Consider the following 18,328-nt stretch of genomic DNA (forward strand, 5'->3'; position numbering starts at 1 on the left):
TCCGGTATTTGCCGGAGGCTTTTTTGTATCATTGCAGGTGTCCACGGGTTTTAATTCGTGGTACGTAATCGTCCATCTAATCACGGGGTGAAGCCGTGGGTACTCGTATGCGCTTATTTTTTCTTATCGTCATCGGCATTACGTTCCTGACAGGTTGCTCCACAACCACCGTTTACATTGTTCGTCATGGCGAAAAAGTAAGCGAGGCTGATACGACAGACCTCAACGCAGCTGGAAAGCAACGGGCGATTGCGCTGGCCGATACGTTGGTAAACAAAGGCATCGACTCGATCTTCACAACACCGTATCGACGTACGCGCCAGACCGCCGAACCACTGGCGCAGCGAATCAACGTGCGCATGGTCGAGTACCCGGCTAAACCCAACGACGCAATTGTGAATCGGGTTGGTCAGATTCGGGGTAAAACGGTGCTGGTTGTCGGGCACAGCAATACGATTCTGGACATCGCCAAAGGATTAGGGGCTCAGCCAACACTGGCTAAAATTGAATCGGGCGATTTTGATAATCTGCTACGTGTCCGAATCCGTCGGGGCTTGTTTGGTAAATCTGTTTCGCTGTCGCAGACCACCTATGGCCAACCGACACAGCCATGAGTGACTGACCTCGGCTACGTATCGTCTTATAACCTTACTCCCCTCAAATCATACAAATGCAGTATTGACGGGGAAAGTAGCGAACGCTACTTTTGTTCGGTTACTACGACGATAACGTACTGATGAAACGCCTGCCCCTGATCGTATTTTTTCTTGCCCAACTGACTAGCCTAATCACGGTTGGGCAGGGCATTCGTGCTGCCCCGAACAGCGTAGAGGTCGCTCCGGTTAAAACGACTCAAGTTCCCACGCCCGATACGTATACCGGCCGTCAGATTCTGGTTGGTAGCGGTGGTGGATTTACCGGCTTTATCACAACATATTATCTATTTGAGAACGGCAAACTGTTTCGGCGAAGCAGTCGTGACACCACGTTTACGTTTGTTGCCCGGCAACCGACCGCTCGAACAAAGCGCCTGTTCAATACTCTTGAAGGCACTTGTAAAATTAAAAAGACCAGGTTCGATCATCCCGGCAATCGCTACACGTTTGTTCGGTGGCGAAAAGGTAAGCAGAGTTATAAAGTGGCCTGGGGAATGCCCGGCCATACCGTTCCGACGACGTATGCCAAATTCGTAGAGTCGTTTATGACTATGATTCCAGCGGCATCGAAACAGAAATGAGACCGGCCTGTTTTTAGATAAAATCAGCTTCGTTAACCGAGAAAATCCGCTCCCTTATGAAACCACTTTTCCTTTTCCTGTCCGTATTGATTGCCGCCCAGTCGCTGGCCCAGCAACCCGCCCCAAGCTTTAGTCGGAAATACAAAACAACGTCACCAACACCCGGATTGGCGGAACGATTAGGCGCAACGGTTATCCCGGTTTCTAAAAATCGAACAGGTCGCCAGACACTGACAGCTTCGGGTGCGTTACGATCGACACTTGAGCCGCTACGTTTGCGGGTTGTGCGGGATGCCGAAACGGGACTGCCCATATTGATCGAGCGAAAAAGTACGTCGACGGGTAGCACAAGCGCATCGAAAAATGGCCGTGCTCGACTGTCGGCGGCTGCCGCTGTTTCGGCTACGTATCAATTTATGGGCCAGGTACGTGGACTGCTCAAGCTCGACAATCCCGAAGCAAATTTTACCGTAGCCCGCACCGAAACGGACGACCTCGGGCAGATGCATGTTCGCCTGAGCCAGACGTATCAGGGTGTTCCTGTGCTGGGTTCTGAATTGGTTGCGCATCTAGCAGATGGCGATGTTTCGTCACTGAATGGCCGTTATCAAACTATTATTTCCGGCTTGTCGACAAAACCAGCGCTGGCGTTAACTGATGCATCGGAACAAGCCTTGCAGGACGTTCGTAAAACCTCAACGGTTCGTTCATTCGGCGATAATCTTCTGCAAATGAAGTCGACGGAGGGAGAGCTATGCGTGTTTCCAACCGCGGATGGACAGGCAAAGCTGGCCTATCAACTTACCGTCCGGCCTAACCTGCTCGAACGCTGGGAATACGTAGTGGATGCGCAGACGGGGGAGGTACTGGACAAATACAATCATACCTGTACGTTTGTGGCACCCCCGGTTACGGCGTCGGCACGGGATCTGAACGGCGTAACCCGGTCGATCCAGACGTATCAGCAGAGTGGTACGTATTACATGATTGATGCCACACGTCCGATGTTCAACGCAACGGCTTCGAAAATGCCGAGCGATCCAGTGGGGGCGATCTGGACGGTTGACGCGAAAAATTCGAATAGCGACGACCCTAAATTGTACCAGATCACCTCGGGGAACAATACGGATTGGAGTCCAACGGCAGTTTCGGCCCATTATAACGCTAGCGTTGCTTACGATTATTACCAAAAAACTTTTAGCCGCAATGCATTGAGCGGTAACGGCGCGACGATGATCTCGCTCATCAACATTACCGATGACGATGGCAAAGGCCTTGACAATGCGTACTGGAACGGCAAAATTATGGCCTACGGGAATGGTCGTGTGTTGAAACCACTGGCTGGCGGTCTGGACGTAGCGGGGCACGAAATGACGCACGGTGTTATTCAGAACACGGCTAATCTGCAATACAAAAATCAGTCGGGAGCCATTAACGAATCGATGGCCGACGTGTTCGGCGCGATGATTGACCGGACAAACTGGACGATTGGCGAACAGGTAGCAACGACCAGTCTTTTGCCATCGGGGGCACTCCGCGATTTATCGAACCCGAATCAGGGTGGTAAAACCAGAGATCCCAACGGCTACCAGCCTGCAACGATGACGCAGTACGAAAACACGTCTGACGACAATGGGGGCGTTCATATCAACAGCGGTATTCCCAATTTTGCGTTCTATAAGTTTGCTACAGCTGTTGGAAAGGATAAGGCGGAAAAAGTCTATTATCGTGCTCTGACAACGTACTTGGTTCGTACCTCTCAATTCCTGGATTTACGGCTGGCCATCATTAAAGCGGCCGGGGATCTGTTCGGCGCTACCGGAACTGAAGTAGCAGCCGCTAAAAATGCGTTCGATGCCGTTGGTATTGTTGAAGGTACGACACCGACCACGCCGGGTAAACAACCTGATTTGCCGGTGGCTTCGGGTCAGGATCTACTATTGCTGGCGGATGCCGCTAGCGCCAAACTTTATTCAACCGTAATTGGCGCGAATCCCGCCAAATTCGATCCAAAATCAGCCCTGGGCCTGATGCACCGCCCCAGCGTGACCGATGATGGAACGTATGCCTACTACGTTACAAGTGATAAACGAATCCGGGCCGTCAACCTGACGGGTACGCCCACCGAAACAGTGATTTCGAATGAGACGGTCTGGGATAACGTAGCGATTTCGAAAGATGGAACCAAACTAGCCGCCCTTACCGCCGATCGGGACGGGTCAATTTACGTGTATAGTTCCGCTCAGAAAAAATGGACCCAGTTTAAACTGTACAATCCTACGTATACGGAAGGCGTTCAGACGGGTGATGTGCAATATGCCGATTCGTTCGAGTGGGATTTCGCCGGGGAGAATATCGTTTACGATGCTTATAACTCACTCCAGAACAATGGTGGCGAATCTGTTGATTATTGGGATGTAGGGTTCATTAATGTCTGGGATAATAAAACAGGCAATTTCGCTAGCGGTGACATTGAGAAATTATACGCTAATCTGGAGGAAGGCGAGAGCATTGGTAATCCGTCGTATTCGAAAAACTCACCTGACGTTATTGCTTTCGATTACGTAAATGATACCGATGGTACGTATTACGTTGTCGCGACAGACCTCAGCACGAGCAGTTTGCAGATCGTTCATAAGAACAATACGTTAGGCTTCCCGAACTACTCTCGGTTGGACAACAGGCTTGTGTTCAATACGGAATCCGGGTCATCGGAAAATATATCGGGAATCAATCTGGCAGCCGATAAAGTGACACCATCCGGTACGGCATCGGTGCTGTATACCGGTGCGAAATGGCCCGTCTGGTACACTCAGGCGACGCGGACTATTCCAACTAAAACCGCCCAGACAATTACGTTCGATGCCATCGCCGACCGATACCTAAATCAAGGTGATCTGGCCCTTAAAGCATCGTGCTCCTCGAATCTGTTGGTCAATTTTCAGGTACGTAGTGGTCCGGCTACCCTGAGCGGTTCGACGCTAAAGTTCAGTGGAACGGGTGCGGTTACGGTCCGGGCTTATCAGGATGGCAATAGTCAGTTTGCAGCGGCTACATCCGTTGATCGTACGTTTCAGGTGATGGTTGTTACTGAAACGGAACCACTCTGGTCTGAGGCTGTCAAACTATATCCAAATCCTGTTCATACAACACTTACCGTTGAGTTACCCGGCACAGAAACTTTCGAAAACGTATCACTACGTACGCTTTCAGGCGCAACGGTCTTGCAACCGACGGTTCGCGCGAGGCAACGTACCACTACGTTAGCTGTCGACCAGTTACCCAAGGGTTTGTATCTGCTGCGGATTCAAACGCCGAATGGAGTTGCCAATAAAAAGGTGATAAAGGAGTAACCAGTACTGGTGATTCGTCACAGCCAGCATCTCAGGCCGTTAAGCGGGTGGTGTCTCGCTATTGTCCTTATCATCTTCTGGTTTATATGTCTCTACCGGGCTTGGGTCAAAATAGCCACTGCCATCAAAAGAATGGATGTCTTTATCGAAAGCGGGTATAATCATCCAGCAAGAAACACCCCGGGCGGGTTCAGTGTCCCATTCCGGATTGGAATTGATTTCCGGCTTGCCAGAGGTGGGTTCATCATCGATGCCGTCATTGTCATATCGTTGGTAAAACCAAGAATAGGTTCCATCCTGAAATGAATAGTCCCCAAGGACAACGCCTATATTCTGGATGCCTAAGAGGAGATTATAGTTTCCCTTGAAAGCGTCACTATGAATGTCCGGTGGTAGTTGATCTGCCGGATACCATTTACCTACTTGAATGTCTGAGCCTATACTATTGGCCATTGAAACTGAAAATTACATGTAACATTTAATCCGAACACCTAGTCAATACGTTGTGCTCGGAGAAGTTTATCAACAGGGATACTAATTGGTAGCCCCTTTGTCTTAATATAGTGAGGATTCTTTCCAATTAAGAACTTGTTCTATTCAATTGTTTAATCCTGCCTGACATCTAGGGTAGTGCTTTCTACAGAAAAGCCCGACTGTTACGTAGCAGCCGGGCTTTTCTGTATCTTGCCTCTTTAACCAATACAACCGCTATATGAAAAAAATACTTACACTTCTCATAACGCTATTTGTCAGTTATGCTCACGCTCAAAATGCTGACTCTGTTGCGATCCGAAAGATTTATAACGAAGCGCTCTCGAAGGGTAAATCCTACGAGTGGTTACGGTATTTGACCAAGCAAATTGGGCCTCGACTGAGCGGTTCCGCAGGCGCCCAAAAAGCCGTAGACTGGACGAAACAGATCATGGAGCAACAGGGATTCGATCGGGTGTTTTTGCAGGACGTTATGGTGCCGCACTGGGTACGGGGTGCTAAAGAAGAAGCTTATATTCAAACTGGAAAACAGAAAGTTAAGGTGCCCATTGCGGCTCTCGGCGGTTCGGTTGCTACGGGGCCGAAAGGCGTTGAAGCGGGTGTGATCGAAGTGAAAAGTTTTCCTGAATTACGGGCGATGAGTCCCGACAAGGTGAAGGGTAAAATCGTCTTTTACAACCGCCCGATGGACCCGACAAAAATCAATACGTTCGAGGCTTATGGGGGCGCCGTTGACCAGCGCGCCAACGGTGCTACTGAAGCGGCAAAACTTGGGGCTATCGGTGCGATTGTTCGCTCGATGACCAATGTGCACGACGATTATCCGCACGTGGGTGGCATGCGGTACGCTACGGGTGTGGCCTTGATTCCGACGGCGGCCATCAGTACGAATGGCGCCGATTTACTGAGTAAATCATTGCAGGAGAATCCAAATCTGACGTTTTATTTCAAGCAAAACTGCGAAACCTTAACCGATGCGAAGTCGTACAACGTAGTGGGGGAGATTAAGGGAAGCGAGAAACCCGATGAGATTATTGTCGTCGGTGGACACTTGGACTCCTGGGATCTGGCCGAAGGGGCTCATGACGACGGGGCGGGATGCGTGCAATCCATCGAAGTGCTACGTATTATGAAAGCGCTGGGCATTAAACCGAAACGTACCATCCGGGCTGTTATGTTTATGAACGAAGAAAACGGTTTACGTGGCGGTATTCAATACGCGGATCTGGCCAAGAAAAATAATGAGAAAACGATAGCTGCCGTGGAGTCTGACAATGGCGGCTTTACGCCCCGCGGTTTTGGTATTGTGGGCACGCCCGAGCAACGCACAAAAGTAATGCCCTGGAAACCGTTGCTGGCTCCATATGGCCTAACCGATATTGGTCCGGGTGGAGGAGGAGCCGACATCGGACCGTTAGCCCAATCAGGAACCGTTTTGTTTGGATTCAAACCTGATTCGCAGCGCTATTTTGATTATCACCACACGATGGTTGATCGCTTTGAAACCGTTAGTCAGCGCGAACTTGAACTGGGAGCCGCTTCGATGGCAGCTTTGATCTACTTGCTGGATCAGTACGGTTTATGAGTGTCTGATGAGTGGTTGTGCGTCGTGGTTACCGTTGCCGTGGTGTCAGGTTTTCGAACCTGACACCACGGCAACGGTAACCACGACGCACTCCACATTTTAAAAAGCTTCCCCTGTAAGAATATAGAAACCAAGCCCTTCGCGCGTGATGCCCATGTCGGCACGCAGAAAAACATCTTTTTTCTTGAAGAGCAGATAACGAATGCCGGTTCCGGCAGTTGGCAGCAAATGCTCGAATTGAACCTGATCCACCGAAGGCGCTACCGTACCGATTGCCGCAAAAACCACGGCACCGAAACGCTGACTGAACGGAAACGGTAACCACCGGTATTCCACCTGCGTAGCCGCATAAAATTTATCCCGATAGCGGCCCAAGTAATAACCACGCATGGTGTTTTCTCCTCCCAGCAACGCCAACTGGTTGAACGGTACGTTGCCCGTCATCAGATTCCCGTAAACCTGCCAGGCCAGCACCTGATTAGGTCTGACAGAATGATACCCGCGGAAATCGGCAAAAATGTTATGAAATGACAACGCACTACTACGTGATTGCCCGTAATTGAGATACGCGATTTCGCTAAAATAACCTTTCCGGGGATTCAATGCGTTGGGGCGACTATCATACACCAGGCCTAGTCCCAATCCTAGATTCGACGTTCCCTGACTGCCTAAGGGTAAGTCGTGAGCAGTGCCTTCTGGTTGTTGAAATTCGATTCGGCTCAGATGTTGAAAGTCAAGTTCCAGCCCGCCGAACAGATTGGGTCGTAATCGGCGCATTGCCCGTTCCCGAAGTTGAATGGAGAAAGCATCGACTGTGGCCGGATTGGTTGGCCCGCTCTGTGGCCCTATACCGTAATAAAGCAGTGGAAACCGCTGCACGCGGCCCCGCCCCAGAAAAAACCACCGGTCGTTATCTCCGTAGATGGCATGATCGAGATTAAGACCGTACTGACCACGTAACGTAAAGAAGCTAAATGCCTGAATTTCACTTAGGCGATTCGTCAGGGTATCGTTATGGGCATGATACAGATACAGCGCTGATAAACCTAATTCAATACTAGTTTCGGGTGCATACCCCAATGTTGGATAGAACGATACGTGCGGTCGCGCTGCTGAGGTTGTATCGTTGAAGTAACGATCTATAACCCGTTTAATGAACGTCTGCGACACTGCCTGCTCGGATGATAAGCCCAGGAGCAGTCCGATCAGAAAGAGCTGGTTCCGTAAACGTCTGTAGTTGGATTGCTGCATAAAACCTATTTAACTGAACCGTTAAGACAACAGGATTTTGTTTAATCAGTTTTGACAATCCTTTATAAGCTGTTCGGGCAATCTGTGAACGGCTACAGATTTTTATCCAGCACTTTTCTTACTTCTTCCAGTTCGCCCGGTAACGGTGCGTTTCGTTTGACAATTTTGCCGGTCCGATTAATAACCGTTGCCGATAATTCATTATCCGAACGTAATCGCTCAATAGCGTCCATGAGCTGGGAGTCGGTCAGTAGAAGGTGATCGCCAGAGAGATTGTAACGCGTAGCGAGTTCAGGCCATAACAAACTGTTGGTGCCGGGCATGGGTAAATAAACCAGGGCAAAATCGCGGGAACTGTAGACGCTACGCAGCCGCTGGGCGTCGAATGCTGCCTGCCGACCAGCTTCGTCGGAGGCTGATGTAAGCAGTAGGTAAATTACCTTTCCCCGATTGGTATTAACGACCTGATCGAACAGAGACGAACCATTGCCCAGATCGTCGCGGGTAATGAATACGCTGGGTGAAATCTCCAGATTACTGGTTCGGTTTCCCGCCTTACGTAGCGTCTGCATGGCTGCCCGAATCCGGGTGCTGTCTTTTACTTCAAGCCCATACAACTCATCCAGAGATTTCGCCAATTGCGGATCTTTAACCTGGGGCCGGGCATAATCGTACAGCAATCGCGCGAAGTCTAAGGTCAGACCAGGTAACGAATTTGCTAACCAGTAAGCGGCCAGATAATTTACGTCCGTACTATCAAATTTGCGGATACTGCGTTGAATCATAGTTTCGTAGTTCACTAACCGCTGAAGCGTATCGGGACTCCGTTTAACCAGCCCATCGAAAAAACGCAAATCGGCTGCGCGGGCCGTGTTGGTTGTTGCGTAGTCGTGGAGACGTAGCCGTTCTTCAGCCGTTATATTTTTTCCGTACCGTTCGAGCAGAAGCGATAACGCACGTACCGTCAGCCCGTTGGTTTGTTGCGTAGCATCAGTCGATATGCGTTCCGTTACGTAGCTGGCAAAGCGATTCATCGACGAGGCACGGGCAGCCGTCAGGAGCTGATAATCAGGCGGACGGAGGGAAGAATTCATAGAAGTAGGGATCATCGTGCTCTCAAAACTCGCCTTGTCGTACAGAAAAGCCGCTGCGTTATAGCGATTGTTGCCCATAACCCATTGAGTTACCAATGGAAATGGTTTTTCTTTCTCCGAAAACTTCACAAAAGGCGTCTGGAAGGAGGCTACCAACGTATTGAACGCTGTATTGTCGCTTTGATTGGCGATCAGCTCCGACAGTTTTTTACTTGATGGTTTGTCTGGATACGCGGCCTCAAACGCTTTGTAGCGCGCAAACTGCTGATTGACCTGCGCATTCGTGCCACCAAATCGAAACGGAACAGCTACCGAGAAAAGTGAGTCGGCATTCAACTCGATGGTTACCGTACCGGGTGCGGCCAGAAATGCAGTCGAAATACGACCGTAGTTAAAATACAATTCTTCCTGCGGATAAATGAGCGGTAGCGACACGCGAAACGTACCATCAACGTTCAGTGGAGCCGGGCGCACCAGTTCGCGATTCGCTTGCAGAATATTATTTCGACTGACCAGTACCGTTGGTGCTTCCCGATAAAGTCGGGCGGTCAAATTACGGATACGCCCCGTTACAATGATCGAGTCGGTGGTTTGGGCCGAGGCAAGTCCAGACAGGAGAATACTGGCAACAAACAGTACGTAAAAAAAGGGTTGAGAATGGTTTTTCATTGCTTCAATACAAACAGATAAAGCAATAACAAACGAAAAGCCCAAACTGTCAACACTTCACGAAAAATGCCATAGGCCTACTTCGTTTTTATGCCGTGATACTGCTCTTCTTCCTGATAATCGGTACGTAGTGGATGGCCAACCCAATCGGTCGGGAGTAGAATCCGGCGGAGGTCGGGATGATTCTCAAAATGAATACCGACCAGGTCAAACGCTTCACGCTCATGCCAGTCGGCGGTTCGCCAGATGTGAGCCACACTCGGCACCGAGGGCAAGCGGTTTTTCTCCGCGTTACGTGGGACAACGACCTTTACTGTCAGATTGTGTTCGTATGGAATAGACGTCAGGTTATAAATGACCTCCATTGTGTTAACTTCCGGGCCGTTATCAATGCCCGTAACGCAGGCCAACAAATCAAAAAAAAGTCGCTCGTCATCGCGCAGAAACTGGCAAAGCTCAACCAGTCGCTCAGTTGGTACCGTGAGATACGGTTGCGGATTTTGGGTGTTAGCCGTTAAGCCCTGGTCAAATTGAGCTGTTAGGAGGTCAGTTATTTCGAAGAAGGTCATAACTAGTTAAAACGCAAACGGGTTCATATCTGGTCCAGAGCGCGTATTCACGATATTTAGTAGACGAACAGCATCCTCCTCTATGAGGTAATATAAGTAATGGGTTTTGTTAATGAGTCGTTTGCGGAGCAATGGATTTTCCACGTGGCTCATACCAATATAGGGCTAACTATCAATAATATCTAACTGACGATAAAACTCATTGACAAACCGAATAGCCACTTCGACTGACCTGTTTTCAACTAGGTAATCACGAATTGAATTAAACTCCTTAACAGTCGTTTCTGACCAAATTATTTGTTTAGCCATTCACGATGTCGTTGTTTCATTTCTTCATGAGAGACGGTTTTATTTTCCTTATGCTCCTGAATAGCTTGGTCCAGTTGGCGACGCTGTTCTTGAGTTAAGTGAGATAAAGTAGTGAGTTGTCCTGATAAAATAAGACTGGCATCTTCCAACATCAATTTATCATCAACGGTTTCTACCAGTTGATGGAGTCGGCTCCTCATTTCCTGAATGCTCATTGCTGAATTCGCTTTGTTTATCGAAAGATATGATAAAGTTACTCAACTTACGCCAGCCAGGCCAGCCACTGCATCCAGTTTTCGATCCAGAATAAAAACTTCGTAGCGAATTTAGCCGCTGGAGCCGACGACGGTTTAAGTGTTAAACTATTGTTGTTGAGATCAGTGTCCATGTAAATCTTCTGTTTCGGATCGACTTTCGCCCACAGGACTTTGGCGTTTTCAGCGAGCGTGAACTGCCGCTGACGAGCCTTGCCATCCCAGAAAAGCATCAGTTCTTTGCCATTCTCGAAATGAACCAGTATGTCTACGGGCATCTTGCCATCGCCGTTACGTTGCACCCATACCACCGACCGCTGCTGACCATCCTGCGTCCGGTTTCTGATGGAGAGCAGTTCATAATCCACTACGTTGTCGCCATAGAGCGCCTGCTCGAAAAACCAGTTCATGTCGGGACCATATTTGCTGCCGAGCCGTTCGGGAACAATCTCATTGACGATGTCGATAAAGTTTTGACCATTGGGATGCTTGAATTTCCAGCGACTAAAGTACGTCTGCATGATCTCGTCCATAATCGGGCGACTGACAAGACCCTCCAGTGTTCGCAGCCAGGTTGCCGTTTTCATGTAGGTTAGCACACCGTACTGGCCTTCGGGCAATTGCCACGTATTACCAAACGACGAGCCATTTTCGGGATGATCCTGATGCACGTAACTATCTCGCGAAACTTCCAGGTCGCCCATTCGAAAACCCAGCAGATCCACCTGCGACGAGCGAGCGCCATAGGTTGCGTCCATAATTCGACCCTCGTAGTATTGATTGAAGCCTTCATCGAGCCACGCTTCCTCAAACTCGTTCGTGGCTAACAACTGCATAAAATACTGATGACCAAACTCATGAATAGTAACCTCTTCCGGAAACCGCATTCCGCTGGGCAAAAACCAGGCGCTACCGGCCGTGATGAACGTCGGATATTCCATACCAAAGGAACCACTGGCATGAAGCGGAGGGTCAATGATGGTCAGATTAGGAAACGGGTACTTGCCGAGGTGTTTATCGAAATACGATAGAGCCGCTTTAACCGCATCCAGGTGCCGTTGCGCCTGATGAACGTGCTCGGGCTGCATGACCAGCTCCAGCGTAACGGTACCGCCCGAAGGCGAATCCACCGCACCGGCGGACCGGCCGGGCCGTTTCCATTTATCGTTGATGACCTGAAAATGGGGGGAGGCCGTCCAGGCAAAATCCACTACGTCTTCGGCATGATACAGAATGGTTTTAGTGCCATTTTTATTTTGTTTTTCCGACTGAAACAGACCCGTAGCACTCACCCAGAAATCTTTCGGTGTCGTGATGTTTACGTCATAAACGCCATAGTCAGCGTAGAATTCGGAGTGGGCGTGGAACTGATGACAATTCCATTGTCCTTGCGTTGCATACCGGGTTCCAGCCGGTTCATAGACTCCAATTTTCGGGAACCACTGGCCAACCAGAAAAAAGTCGCGGCTGAAACCCGTTCGGGCAAAGATTTTAGGAAGTTTGGCCCGGAATGCGATGTCTAAAACAATCGTTTCGCCCGGTCCAACGGGTTTCGAAAGCGGCACCCGAATCACGGTATGATCATCCCGATTCTGGTCGTCGGGTTGAATAAACTGATACGCTAAGGCTTCTCCCACCCGCGTTTTCATCGACACGACATCAAGCGAACCGTAGGGATTTTCTTCCGCGTTTCGGTCAATTTCTGTACCGCGCAGCTGCCCGCCTGATTCACGCATGAACGTGGATTTTTCATTGCGGAAGGCGTTGAGATACAGGTGGAACTGTAACTCCCGAATGACGTCGTTGGAGGCATTGCGCCAGGTGAGCGTTTCCTTTCCGGTCAGTTTTTTCGTGATTGGATCGAGTGTTACGTCAATCTGGTAGTTGGCCAGACGCGGACTCAATGGCGTCGGGAAAATAGGTTTCGCTGATTGAGCAAAACTGATTGATATGCTGCTGTATAGCAGGAGAAACAGAAGACGTTTCATCGGGTTAGAAAGCGAAAATGGCGAAGATTTTCAGAATCGTTACGTAGGCGATCAAGTGCGTAATCCATTGCTGCAATGTAAGTGAAAAATTTGTTTAGACCTTCCCGCCATCGGCAAAACCCTACTGACATAGGGCTGTCACAGGGTCTATTTACCTTTGTTTCAGCAATAAACCAACGACAATTCTATGGAACTGATTCCGATGTTTTTGAAAGAACTGGAGCAGGAAGCACAGACAACCCGCGACATGCTGCAACGGATACCCGACGACAAATACGACTGGCAACCCCACGAAAAAAGTATGACGATCCGGCGGCTGGCTACGCACATCGCAAACATACCTACCTGGGTAACCATGGCACTAACAACGGATGAGCTTGACTTTGCGAACAATCCTTACCACGAAGACGTCATCAACAACACCGCTGAATTGATTGATTATTTTGAAAAATGTCTGGTGGATGGTAAATCACAGTTAGTGTTGGCAAATGAAGCCATCCTGAATCAACCCTGGACGTTACGCAACGGAGAGCAGGTGTATAGCGTTTCGCCTAAGCATGAAGTCATTCGAATGGTCTTCTGTCAGGTAGTACATCACCGTGCCCAGCTAGGTGTCTTTCTGCGATTGCTGGATATTCCGATTCCGGGGAGCTACGGACCAAGTGCCGATGAGCAATAAGTTAATTACGTAGGCTTGTGTGGTGGTGTCAGGGCTGAGGCCCTGACACCACCACACAAGCTGTATTATCTCTTCCCTTTTGTTGCGCATTTGATTTTGACGGAGAAAACAAGCATATTCATTGCAAATTGGCTTGTTCGACCATCCTCTCTATATTATCGATGCACCATTCTTTCTACGCGCTACTTATTTGCCTTTTCACCTCTTTTTTTAGCTATGCCCAACCCTATGATCTGGTGATTAAAAATGGTCGGGTAGTCGATGGCACGGGTAATCCGTGGGTATATGCTGACGTTGCTATCCAGAACGGACGTATCGCCCGCGTAGGTACGATTCCGCCAGCGGAGGCCAAACGGACAATTGACGCAACGGGACTCATCGTTGCTCCTGGTTTTATCGATGTACATGCCCACGTTGAAGGGAGTCTGGAAGCGCAGCCTGGTGCGCCAAATTTCATTCATGATGGCGTTACCACAGTGATAACGGGTAATTGTGGTGGGTCGAGTTCAAACCTGAAGACGTACTTCGATTCTCTTCGGATGCAGAAAACGTCGATCAATGTGGGATCGCTGATCGGGCATAATTCCGTACGGTTGAAGGTCATGAAGATGGCGTTTCGGGAGCCAACTGCCCGCGAGCAGACCGACATGGAAGCCCTTGTAGAGCAAGCTATGAAAGACGGTGCAGTAGGTATGTCGACGGGCCTGATTTACACGCCCGGTACGTATGCCCGAACGCCCGAAGTGGTCAATCTGGCGAAGGTGGCATCGCATTATGGTGGACTTTATGCCTCGCACATACGTAACGAAGGGCAGAACGTTAAACAGGCAGTTGAAGAAGCTATCCAGATTAGCCGGGAAGCCCACATCCCGGTCGAAATTTCCCATTTTAAAGTAGCCAGTAAACCGCTGTGGGGCAAAAGCACCGAAACGGTTGAACTGGTCGAAGCCGCCCGACGCGAGGGGTTGGACGTAACGGTTGACCAATATCCGTATACCGCATCCAGTACGTCTCTGGAAAGTATCCTGCCTTCGTGGGCGTTGGCTGATGGCGATTCGGCGGTCCTGATTCGTTTCCGGGACCCGGCAACCCGCATGAAAATTCGTACCGAAATGCTGGAGTCGCTGAAGAAAAATTTACGTAAAAATTACGACTACGCCGTTGTCGCCAGCTACAGACCCGATACGACGTTCAATGGCATGAGCATCAGTGCTATCAATCAGAAATTAGGTCGGAAAAGCACGGCTGAAACGGAAGCGGACCTGGTGATGGACCTGATGGAACGCGCTAGCCTGAAACGGATACAGATGGTCTATCATACTATGTCGGAAACGGATGTCGAGAACATTCTGCGTTATCCGAACACAATGATTGCTTCCGATGCGGGCGTCTCCAAATTTGGTTCGGGTATGCCACACCCGCGCGGCTACGGTACCAACGCCCGCGTATTAGGCCGCTACGTACGCGAACGGCACATTATCCCCCTCGAAGAAGCGATCCGACGAATGACGTCCTTACCCGCGCAACGATTTAAGCTGGCTGATCGGGGTTTGCTACGTCCCGGCTATGCGGCCGACATCGTTCTGTTCGACGAAAAGACCGTAGCAGATCGCGCTACGTATGAGCAGCCCCATGCCTACACCACCGGCATTTCGTGGGTGCTGGTCAACGGTACGCCGGTCGTTGAAGACGGAAAACATAATGGTCAACGACCAGGTCAGGTGCTGATGGGTCCTGGGTTTGGAAAGTGAAAAGAGCGCGATGGCGTACCGCCCGAACCAACCTCTGACTAATGCCCTGCCATGCCTGATACGGGCTTGACCTCATGCCCTGTTTTCTTCTGCATCCGGCTGAATACGGTAATCAACACCAGCAATAGCCCAATCGGAATGAGCGAAAAGTAGAAAGCCGTTTGCCCGCCGTAGGCTTCGAACACGTTACCCGTGATAATCGACCCTGTTGTGCCGCCCAAGGCTGAAAAAATCACAATCAAACCGGCCATCGGTCCCTGCTGACGTAACTCCAGGCTACTCAGAATAGCGGAGTTGATCGCTGGATAAATGGGTGCAATGAACAGACCAATCAGCGGGAAAACGAAAGCGGCTGGCGGGGCATCACTCCAGCCCGTTACAGCCCGTCCATCGACCGTAGCGGCCAGCGGTAAGGCCAGCAGAACCAGTCCACCCGATACAACCAGGCAGATCATCAATAGCCAGTACCACGAGATACGTCCCAGTAACAGGCCCGCCAGGAACCGACCAATTGCAGTTGAAGCCGCCAGAATGCTGGCCATTTCAATACTAAGCGAAGTCGGCAGCTTCAGGATTTTGCTGTTGAAGGTTGGTAGCCAGCTCATGATGCCCTGCTCCATCAGTACGTAAACAAAAGCCGTAGCGATAAAGACCAGCACAACGGGCGTAACAGCCAACCGAAGCATGTCGCCAAGATCATCGATGACGTTTTTCGTGTCTTCGTGGCGGACACTCCGTTCGTTAATAGGCGTGCTGAGCAACAATACAAACGCAATGAGCGCAATAGCTGCCAGTACGTAGTAAACCGACAGCCAGTTGGTCGATTGCAGGTTGGTGTTATCGACAAAAGCACTGAACAGAAAATACCCCGACAAGACGCCAACCATAAAGAAAGACTCCAGGAAATTCATGAAGCCCGCGTGCTCGTTCGAGTCGTTTGTGATGAGGCCAATGGTAGCAAACACGGACACTTTGATCAGGGCAAAACCCGCACCCGCAGCTGCAAAGAGTAATTTGGTTGTCCAGAAAGCCGGCACCTGCGGCATTAACAAACACGCTACGGTGACCAGGCCGAGGGCAAACAGCATGGCCCGTTTGTAGCCGATGCGGGTTATATAAGAAGCTACGATAAAAGATACGATGGCGATACTCAGGTCTTTGAACGCTTCGAGGACACTGGCCGATGATTCGGAAACGCCATAATTATTCTGCACCTGTAAAATCACCGTTCCCACGCTGTTGAGCAGAATGGCGAAAACGAAGTAGTTAAGAAGCAACGAAAGTTTAATACGCCAGTGGGCCATCAGATACGATGATTTTAGGATTTAGGTTGATAAACATACGGTTTTCCCGCTATTATTTTTACAAGTTATACTTGTGCATTTTGCATTTTTGCCGTTCCAGTCAGCTATACGTATGACAAAGCGGACCTTTTTTGGTTACACTATCAAACCCTTTTTGTTGAACCTTTGGCAAATCCATCTTTCCCCAAATCGCCCGACCAGCTTTTCGGTACGTTGTTTCATGACGTACAGTTAGGGCATGTTTTTACGGACTCGAAAACATTTGTAGACAGCGTACCTAAACTGGCGCCCGCCGATCTGGTAGCCCTATACGAATCCGAAAAAGACAAACCCGACTTTGATCTGGAAGTGTTCGTCCGTACTTATTTTATCGTGCCGGAAAAAGTAGCGAGCGATTACGTCAGTGATCGGACAATTGACACCGCCGAACACGTGAATCGTCTGTGGGACCGACTGACCCGACAAGCTGATCCGCCAGTGGAAGGTAGTTCACGCGTACCCCTGCCGCATCCGTACATCGTGCCGGGCGGGCGATTTCGTGAGATTTTTTATTGGGACAGTTATTTCACTATGCTGGGCCTGAAAGAGTCGGGGCGAGTGGATTTGATTCATGGTATGCTCGACAACTTCGCTTATCTGATCGATACGTTCGGCTTCATCCCAAATGGTAACCGGACGTATTTTCTGAGTCGGTCGCAGCCGCCGTATTTCGCGCTGATGGTGGGGTTGCTGGTTCACATGGAGGGAACCGCTACGTTGACAAAATACCTTCCGCAGTTGCAGAAAGAATATGATTTCTGGATGGATGATTCAGGGTCTTCTGGCAACGATGATCCGATGACGAAACGAACGGTGCGGCTACCCCATCACAGCGTACTGAATCGATATTGGGATGATACGCCCACGCCACGCCCTGAAGCTTACCGGCAGGAAGTCGAACTAACCGAAGTCGCCGAACCACTGGGCGTGGTGCCGGAGGAGTTATATACGCACATTCGGGCCGCTTGTGAATCGGGCTGGGATTTTAGCAGTCGCTGGTTTGTCGATCAGAAAACGATGGCGTCGATCCGGGCCGCTGAGATCGTGCCTGTCGATTTGAACTGCCTGTTGTACTATCTGGAACTTACCCTGCGAGACGCCTACAACGTAGCGGGTGATCAGGAACGAGCCTTGGCTTTTGAGAAATTAGCTATATCCCGGAAAGAGCTGATTCAGACTCTTTTCTGGAATGAGAATACCCGGTTCTTTCATGATTATGATGCGCTGGCGCAAAAACCGACGAATGCGATAACCTTAGCGGGCGTGTTTCCCCTATTTTTCAACATAGCTAATCCTGAACAGGCGAGCCATATTCACGACCAGCTTAACGCTGAATTCTTACAGGCAGGCGGCTGGGTTACCACCCTCAATCATACGGGTCAGCAGTGGGATTGGCCGAATGGCTGGGCTCCCTTGCAATGGATTACGTATCAGGGTCTATTGAATTACGGGTTCACGGAAACCGCTCACGAAGGACGTAACCGTTGGCTGGCACTCAATGACAAAGTGTTTAAGGCGACGGGTAAAATGATGGAGAAGTATAACGTAGTGGATGCTGCGCTGACAACGGGTGGGGGAGAGTATCCGAATCAGGACGGTTTCGGCTGGACAAACGGCGTTTATCTGGCGATGGATAAAGACCGGATCAATACTGCTCCAATTTAACTCTTATTACCGGTACCACGGGTTTCAACCCGTTTTTGGAAACAATTTCCGAACGGGTTAAAACCCGTGGTGCCTTTTTCTCAAACCAT

General features: G+C 49.9%; 14 protein-coding genes. 7 read left to right on the forward strand and 7 right to left on the reverse strand.

Annotated elements, in window-relative coordinates; all coding sequences use genetic code 11:
* The first annotated feature begins 107 nt into the window (after nucleotides 1–107).
* The 3 genes from IC230_RS09980 (at nucleotide 108) to IC230_RS09990 (ending at nucleotide 4,590) form a co-directional block, all read left to right on the forward strand.
* On the forward strand, nucleotides 108–614 hold the full coding sequence (locus IC230_RS09980) for a SixA phosphatase family protein (RefSeq protein WP_191038845.1): 507 nt from the start codon (nucleotides 108–110) through the stop codon (nucleotides 612–614).
* Between the two features lie 122 nt (nucleotides 615–736).
* Entirely contained in the window at nucleotides 737–1,237 is a 501-nt protein-coding gene (locus tag IC230_RS09985; protein ID WP_223860574.1) for an FAD-binding oxidoreductase, read from the forward strand.
* Nucleotides 1,238–1,293: 56 nt separating this feature from the next.
* Nucleotides 1,294–4,590 (forward strand): M4 family metallopeptidase, encoded by a 3,297-nt coding sequence (locus IC230_RS09990; RefSeq protein WP_191038846.1) that lies wholly within the window; start codon nucleotides 1,294–1,296, stop codon nucleotides 4,588–4,590.
* A gap of 39 nt (nucleotides 4,591–4,629) precedes the next feature.
* On the opposite strand, the gene IC230_RS09995 is transcribed toward IC230_RS09990, so the two are convergent.
* Nucleotides 4,630–5,043 (reverse strand): hypothetical protein, encoded by a 414-nt coding sequence (locus IC230_RS09995; RefSeq protein ID WP_191038847.1) that lies wholly within the window; start codon nucleotides 5,041–5,043, stop codon nucleotides 4,630–4,632.
* A 259-nt stretch (nucleotides 5,044–5,302) separates the two neighbouring features.
* Between IC230_RS09995 and IC230_RS10000 the strand changes: the two genes are divergently transcribed.
* The gene (locus IC230_RS10000) at nucleotides 5,303–6,667 is read left to right on the forward strand and encodes a M28 family peptidase (RefSeq protein ID WP_191038848.1); all 1,365 of its coding nucleotides are present in this window, start codon (nucleotides 5,303–5,305) and stop codon (nucleotides 6,665–6,667) included.
* Nucleotides 6,668–6,766: 99 nt separating this feature from the next.
* On the opposite strand, the gene IC230_RS10005 is transcribed toward IC230_RS10000, so the two are convergent.
* The 5 genes from IC230_RS10005 to IC230_RS10025 form a co-directional block, all read right to left on the reverse strand.
* Nucleotides 6,767–7,918 (reverse strand): BamA/TamA family outer membrane protein, encoded by a 1,152-nt coding sequence (locus IC230_RS10005; protein ID WP_191038849.1) that lies wholly within the window; start codon nucleotides 7,916–7,918, stop codon nucleotides 6,767–6,769.
* A 92-nt stretch (nucleotides 7,919–8,010) separates the two neighbouring features.
* Entirely contained in the window at nucleotides 8,011–9,681 is a 1,671-nt protein-coding gene (locus IC230_RS10010) for a hypothetical protein (RefSeq protein ID WP_191038850.1), read from the reverse strand.
* 77 nt (nucleotides 9,682–9,758) lie between these two features.
* On the reverse strand, nucleotides 9,759–10,250 hold the full coding sequence (locus IC230_RS10015; RefSeq protein WP_191038851.1) for an NADH-quinone oxidoreductase subunit C: 492 nt from the start codon (nucleotides 10,248–10,250) through the stop codon (nucleotides 9,759–9,761).
* Nucleotides 10,251–10,543: 293 nt separating this feature from the next.
* Nucleotides 10,544–10,774 carry a hypothetical protein gene (locus IC230_RS10020; RefSeq protein ID WP_191038852.1) on the reverse strand — a complete coding sequence of 77 codons (231 nt, stop codon included), beginning with the start codon at nucleotides 10,772–10,774 and terminating at the stop codon, nucleotides 10,544–10,546.
* A 47-nt stretch (nucleotides 10,775–10,821) separates the two neighbouring features.
* Nucleotides 10,822–12,801 (reverse strand): M1 family metallopeptidase, encoded by a 1,980-nt coding sequence (locus IC230_RS10025; RefSeq protein ID WP_191038853.1) that lies wholly within the window; start codon nucleotides 12,799–12,801, stop codon nucleotides 10,822–10,824.
* A 187-nt stretch (nucleotides 12,802–12,988) separates the two neighbouring features.
* Between IC230_RS10025 and IC230_RS10030 the strand changes: the two genes are divergently transcribed.
* Both IC230_RS10030 and IC230_RS10035 read left to right on the forward strand, forming a co-directional pair.
* Entirely contained in the window at nucleotides 12,989–13,480 is a 492-nt protein-coding gene (locus IC230_RS10030) for a DinB family protein (protein WP_191038854.1), read from the forward strand.
* Between the two features lie 161 nt (nucleotides 13,481–13,641).
* The gene (locus IC230_RS10035) at nucleotides 13,642–15,231 is read left to right on the forward strand and encodes an N-acyl-D-amino-acid deacylase family protein (protein WP_191038855.1); all 1,590 of its coding nucleotides are present in this window, start codon (nucleotides 13,642–13,644) and stop codon (nucleotides 15,229–15,231) included.
* A gap of 38 nt (nucleotides 15,232–15,269) precedes the next feature.
* Here the strand turns inward: IC230_RS10035 and IC230_RS10040 are convergent, their stop codons facing one another.
* Nucleotides 15,270–16,535 (reverse strand): MFS transporter, encoded by a 1,266-nt coding sequence (locus IC230_RS10040; protein ID WP_191038856.1) that lies wholly within the window; start codon nucleotides 16,533–16,535, stop codon nucleotides 15,270–15,272.
* A gap of 165 nt (nucleotides 16,536–16,700) precedes the next feature.
* Here IC230_RS10040 and treF point away from each other — a divergent pair, with 165 nt between their 5' ends.
* Entirely contained in the window at nucleotides 16,701–18,239 is a 1,539-nt protein-coding gene (treF, locus tag IC230_RS10045; protein WP_191038857.1) for an alpha,alpha-trehalase TreF, read from the forward strand.
* The last annotated feature ends 89 nt before the right edge of the window (nucleotides 18,240–18,328 follow it).

Origin of the sequence: Spirosoma validum (genome assembly GCF_014699035.1) — a bacterium.
In the GTDB taxonomy this organism is placed as follows: Bacteria; Bacteroidota; Bacteroidia; order Cytophagales; family Spirosomataceae; genus Spirosoma; species Spirosoma validum.

Coding starts and splice junctions, on each gene's coding strand:
- IC230_RS09980 (WP_191038845.1), top strand. CDS start 108: ATGCGCTTATTTTTTCTTATCGTCATCGGCATTACGTTCCTGACAGGT.
- IC230_RS09985 (WP_223860574.1), top strand. CDS start 737: ATGAAACGCCTGCCCCTGATCGTATTTTTTCTTGCCCAACTGACTAGC.
- IC230_RS09990 (WP_191038846.1), top strand. CDS start 1,294: ATGAAACCACTTTTCCTTTTCCTGTCCGTATTGATTGCCGCCCAGTCG.
- IC230_RS09995 (WP_191038847.1), bottom strand. CDS start 5,043: ATGGCCAATAGTATAGGCTCAGACATTCAAGTAGGTAAATGGTATCCG.
- IC230_RS10000 (WP_191038848.1), top strand. CDS start 5,303: ATGAAAAAAATACTTACACTTCTCATAACGCTATTTGTCAGTTATGCT.
- IC230_RS10005 (WP_191038849.1), bottom strand. CDS start 7,918: ATGCAGCAATCCAACTACAGACGTTTACGGAACCAGCTCTTTCTGATC.
- IC230_RS10010 (WP_191038850.1), bottom strand. CDS start 9,681: ATGAAAAACCATTCTCAACCCTTTTTTTACGTACTGTTTGTTGCCAGT.
- IC230_RS10015 (WP_191038851.1), bottom strand. CDS start 10,250: ATGACCTTCTTCGAAATAACTGACCTCCTAACAGCTCAATTTGACCAG.
- IC230_RS10020 (WP_191038852.1), bottom strand. CDS start 10,774: ATGAGCATTCAGGAAATGAGGAGCCGACTCCATCAACTGGTAGAAACC.
- IC230_RS10025 (WP_191038853.1), bottom strand. CDS start 12,801: ATGAAACGTCTTCTGTTTCTCCTGCTATACAGCAGCATATCAATCAGT.
- IC230_RS10030 (WP_191038854.1), top strand. CDS start 12,989: ATGGAACTGATTCCGATGTTTTTGAAAGAACTGGAGCAGGAAGCACAG.
- IC230_RS10035 (WP_191038855.1), top strand. CDS start 13,642: ATGCACCATTCTTTCTACGCGCTACTTATTTGCCTTTTCACCTCTTTT.
- IC230_RS10040 (WP_191038856.1), bottom strand. CDS start 16,535: ATGGCCCACTGGCGTATTAAACTTTCGTTGCTTCTTAACTACTTCGTT.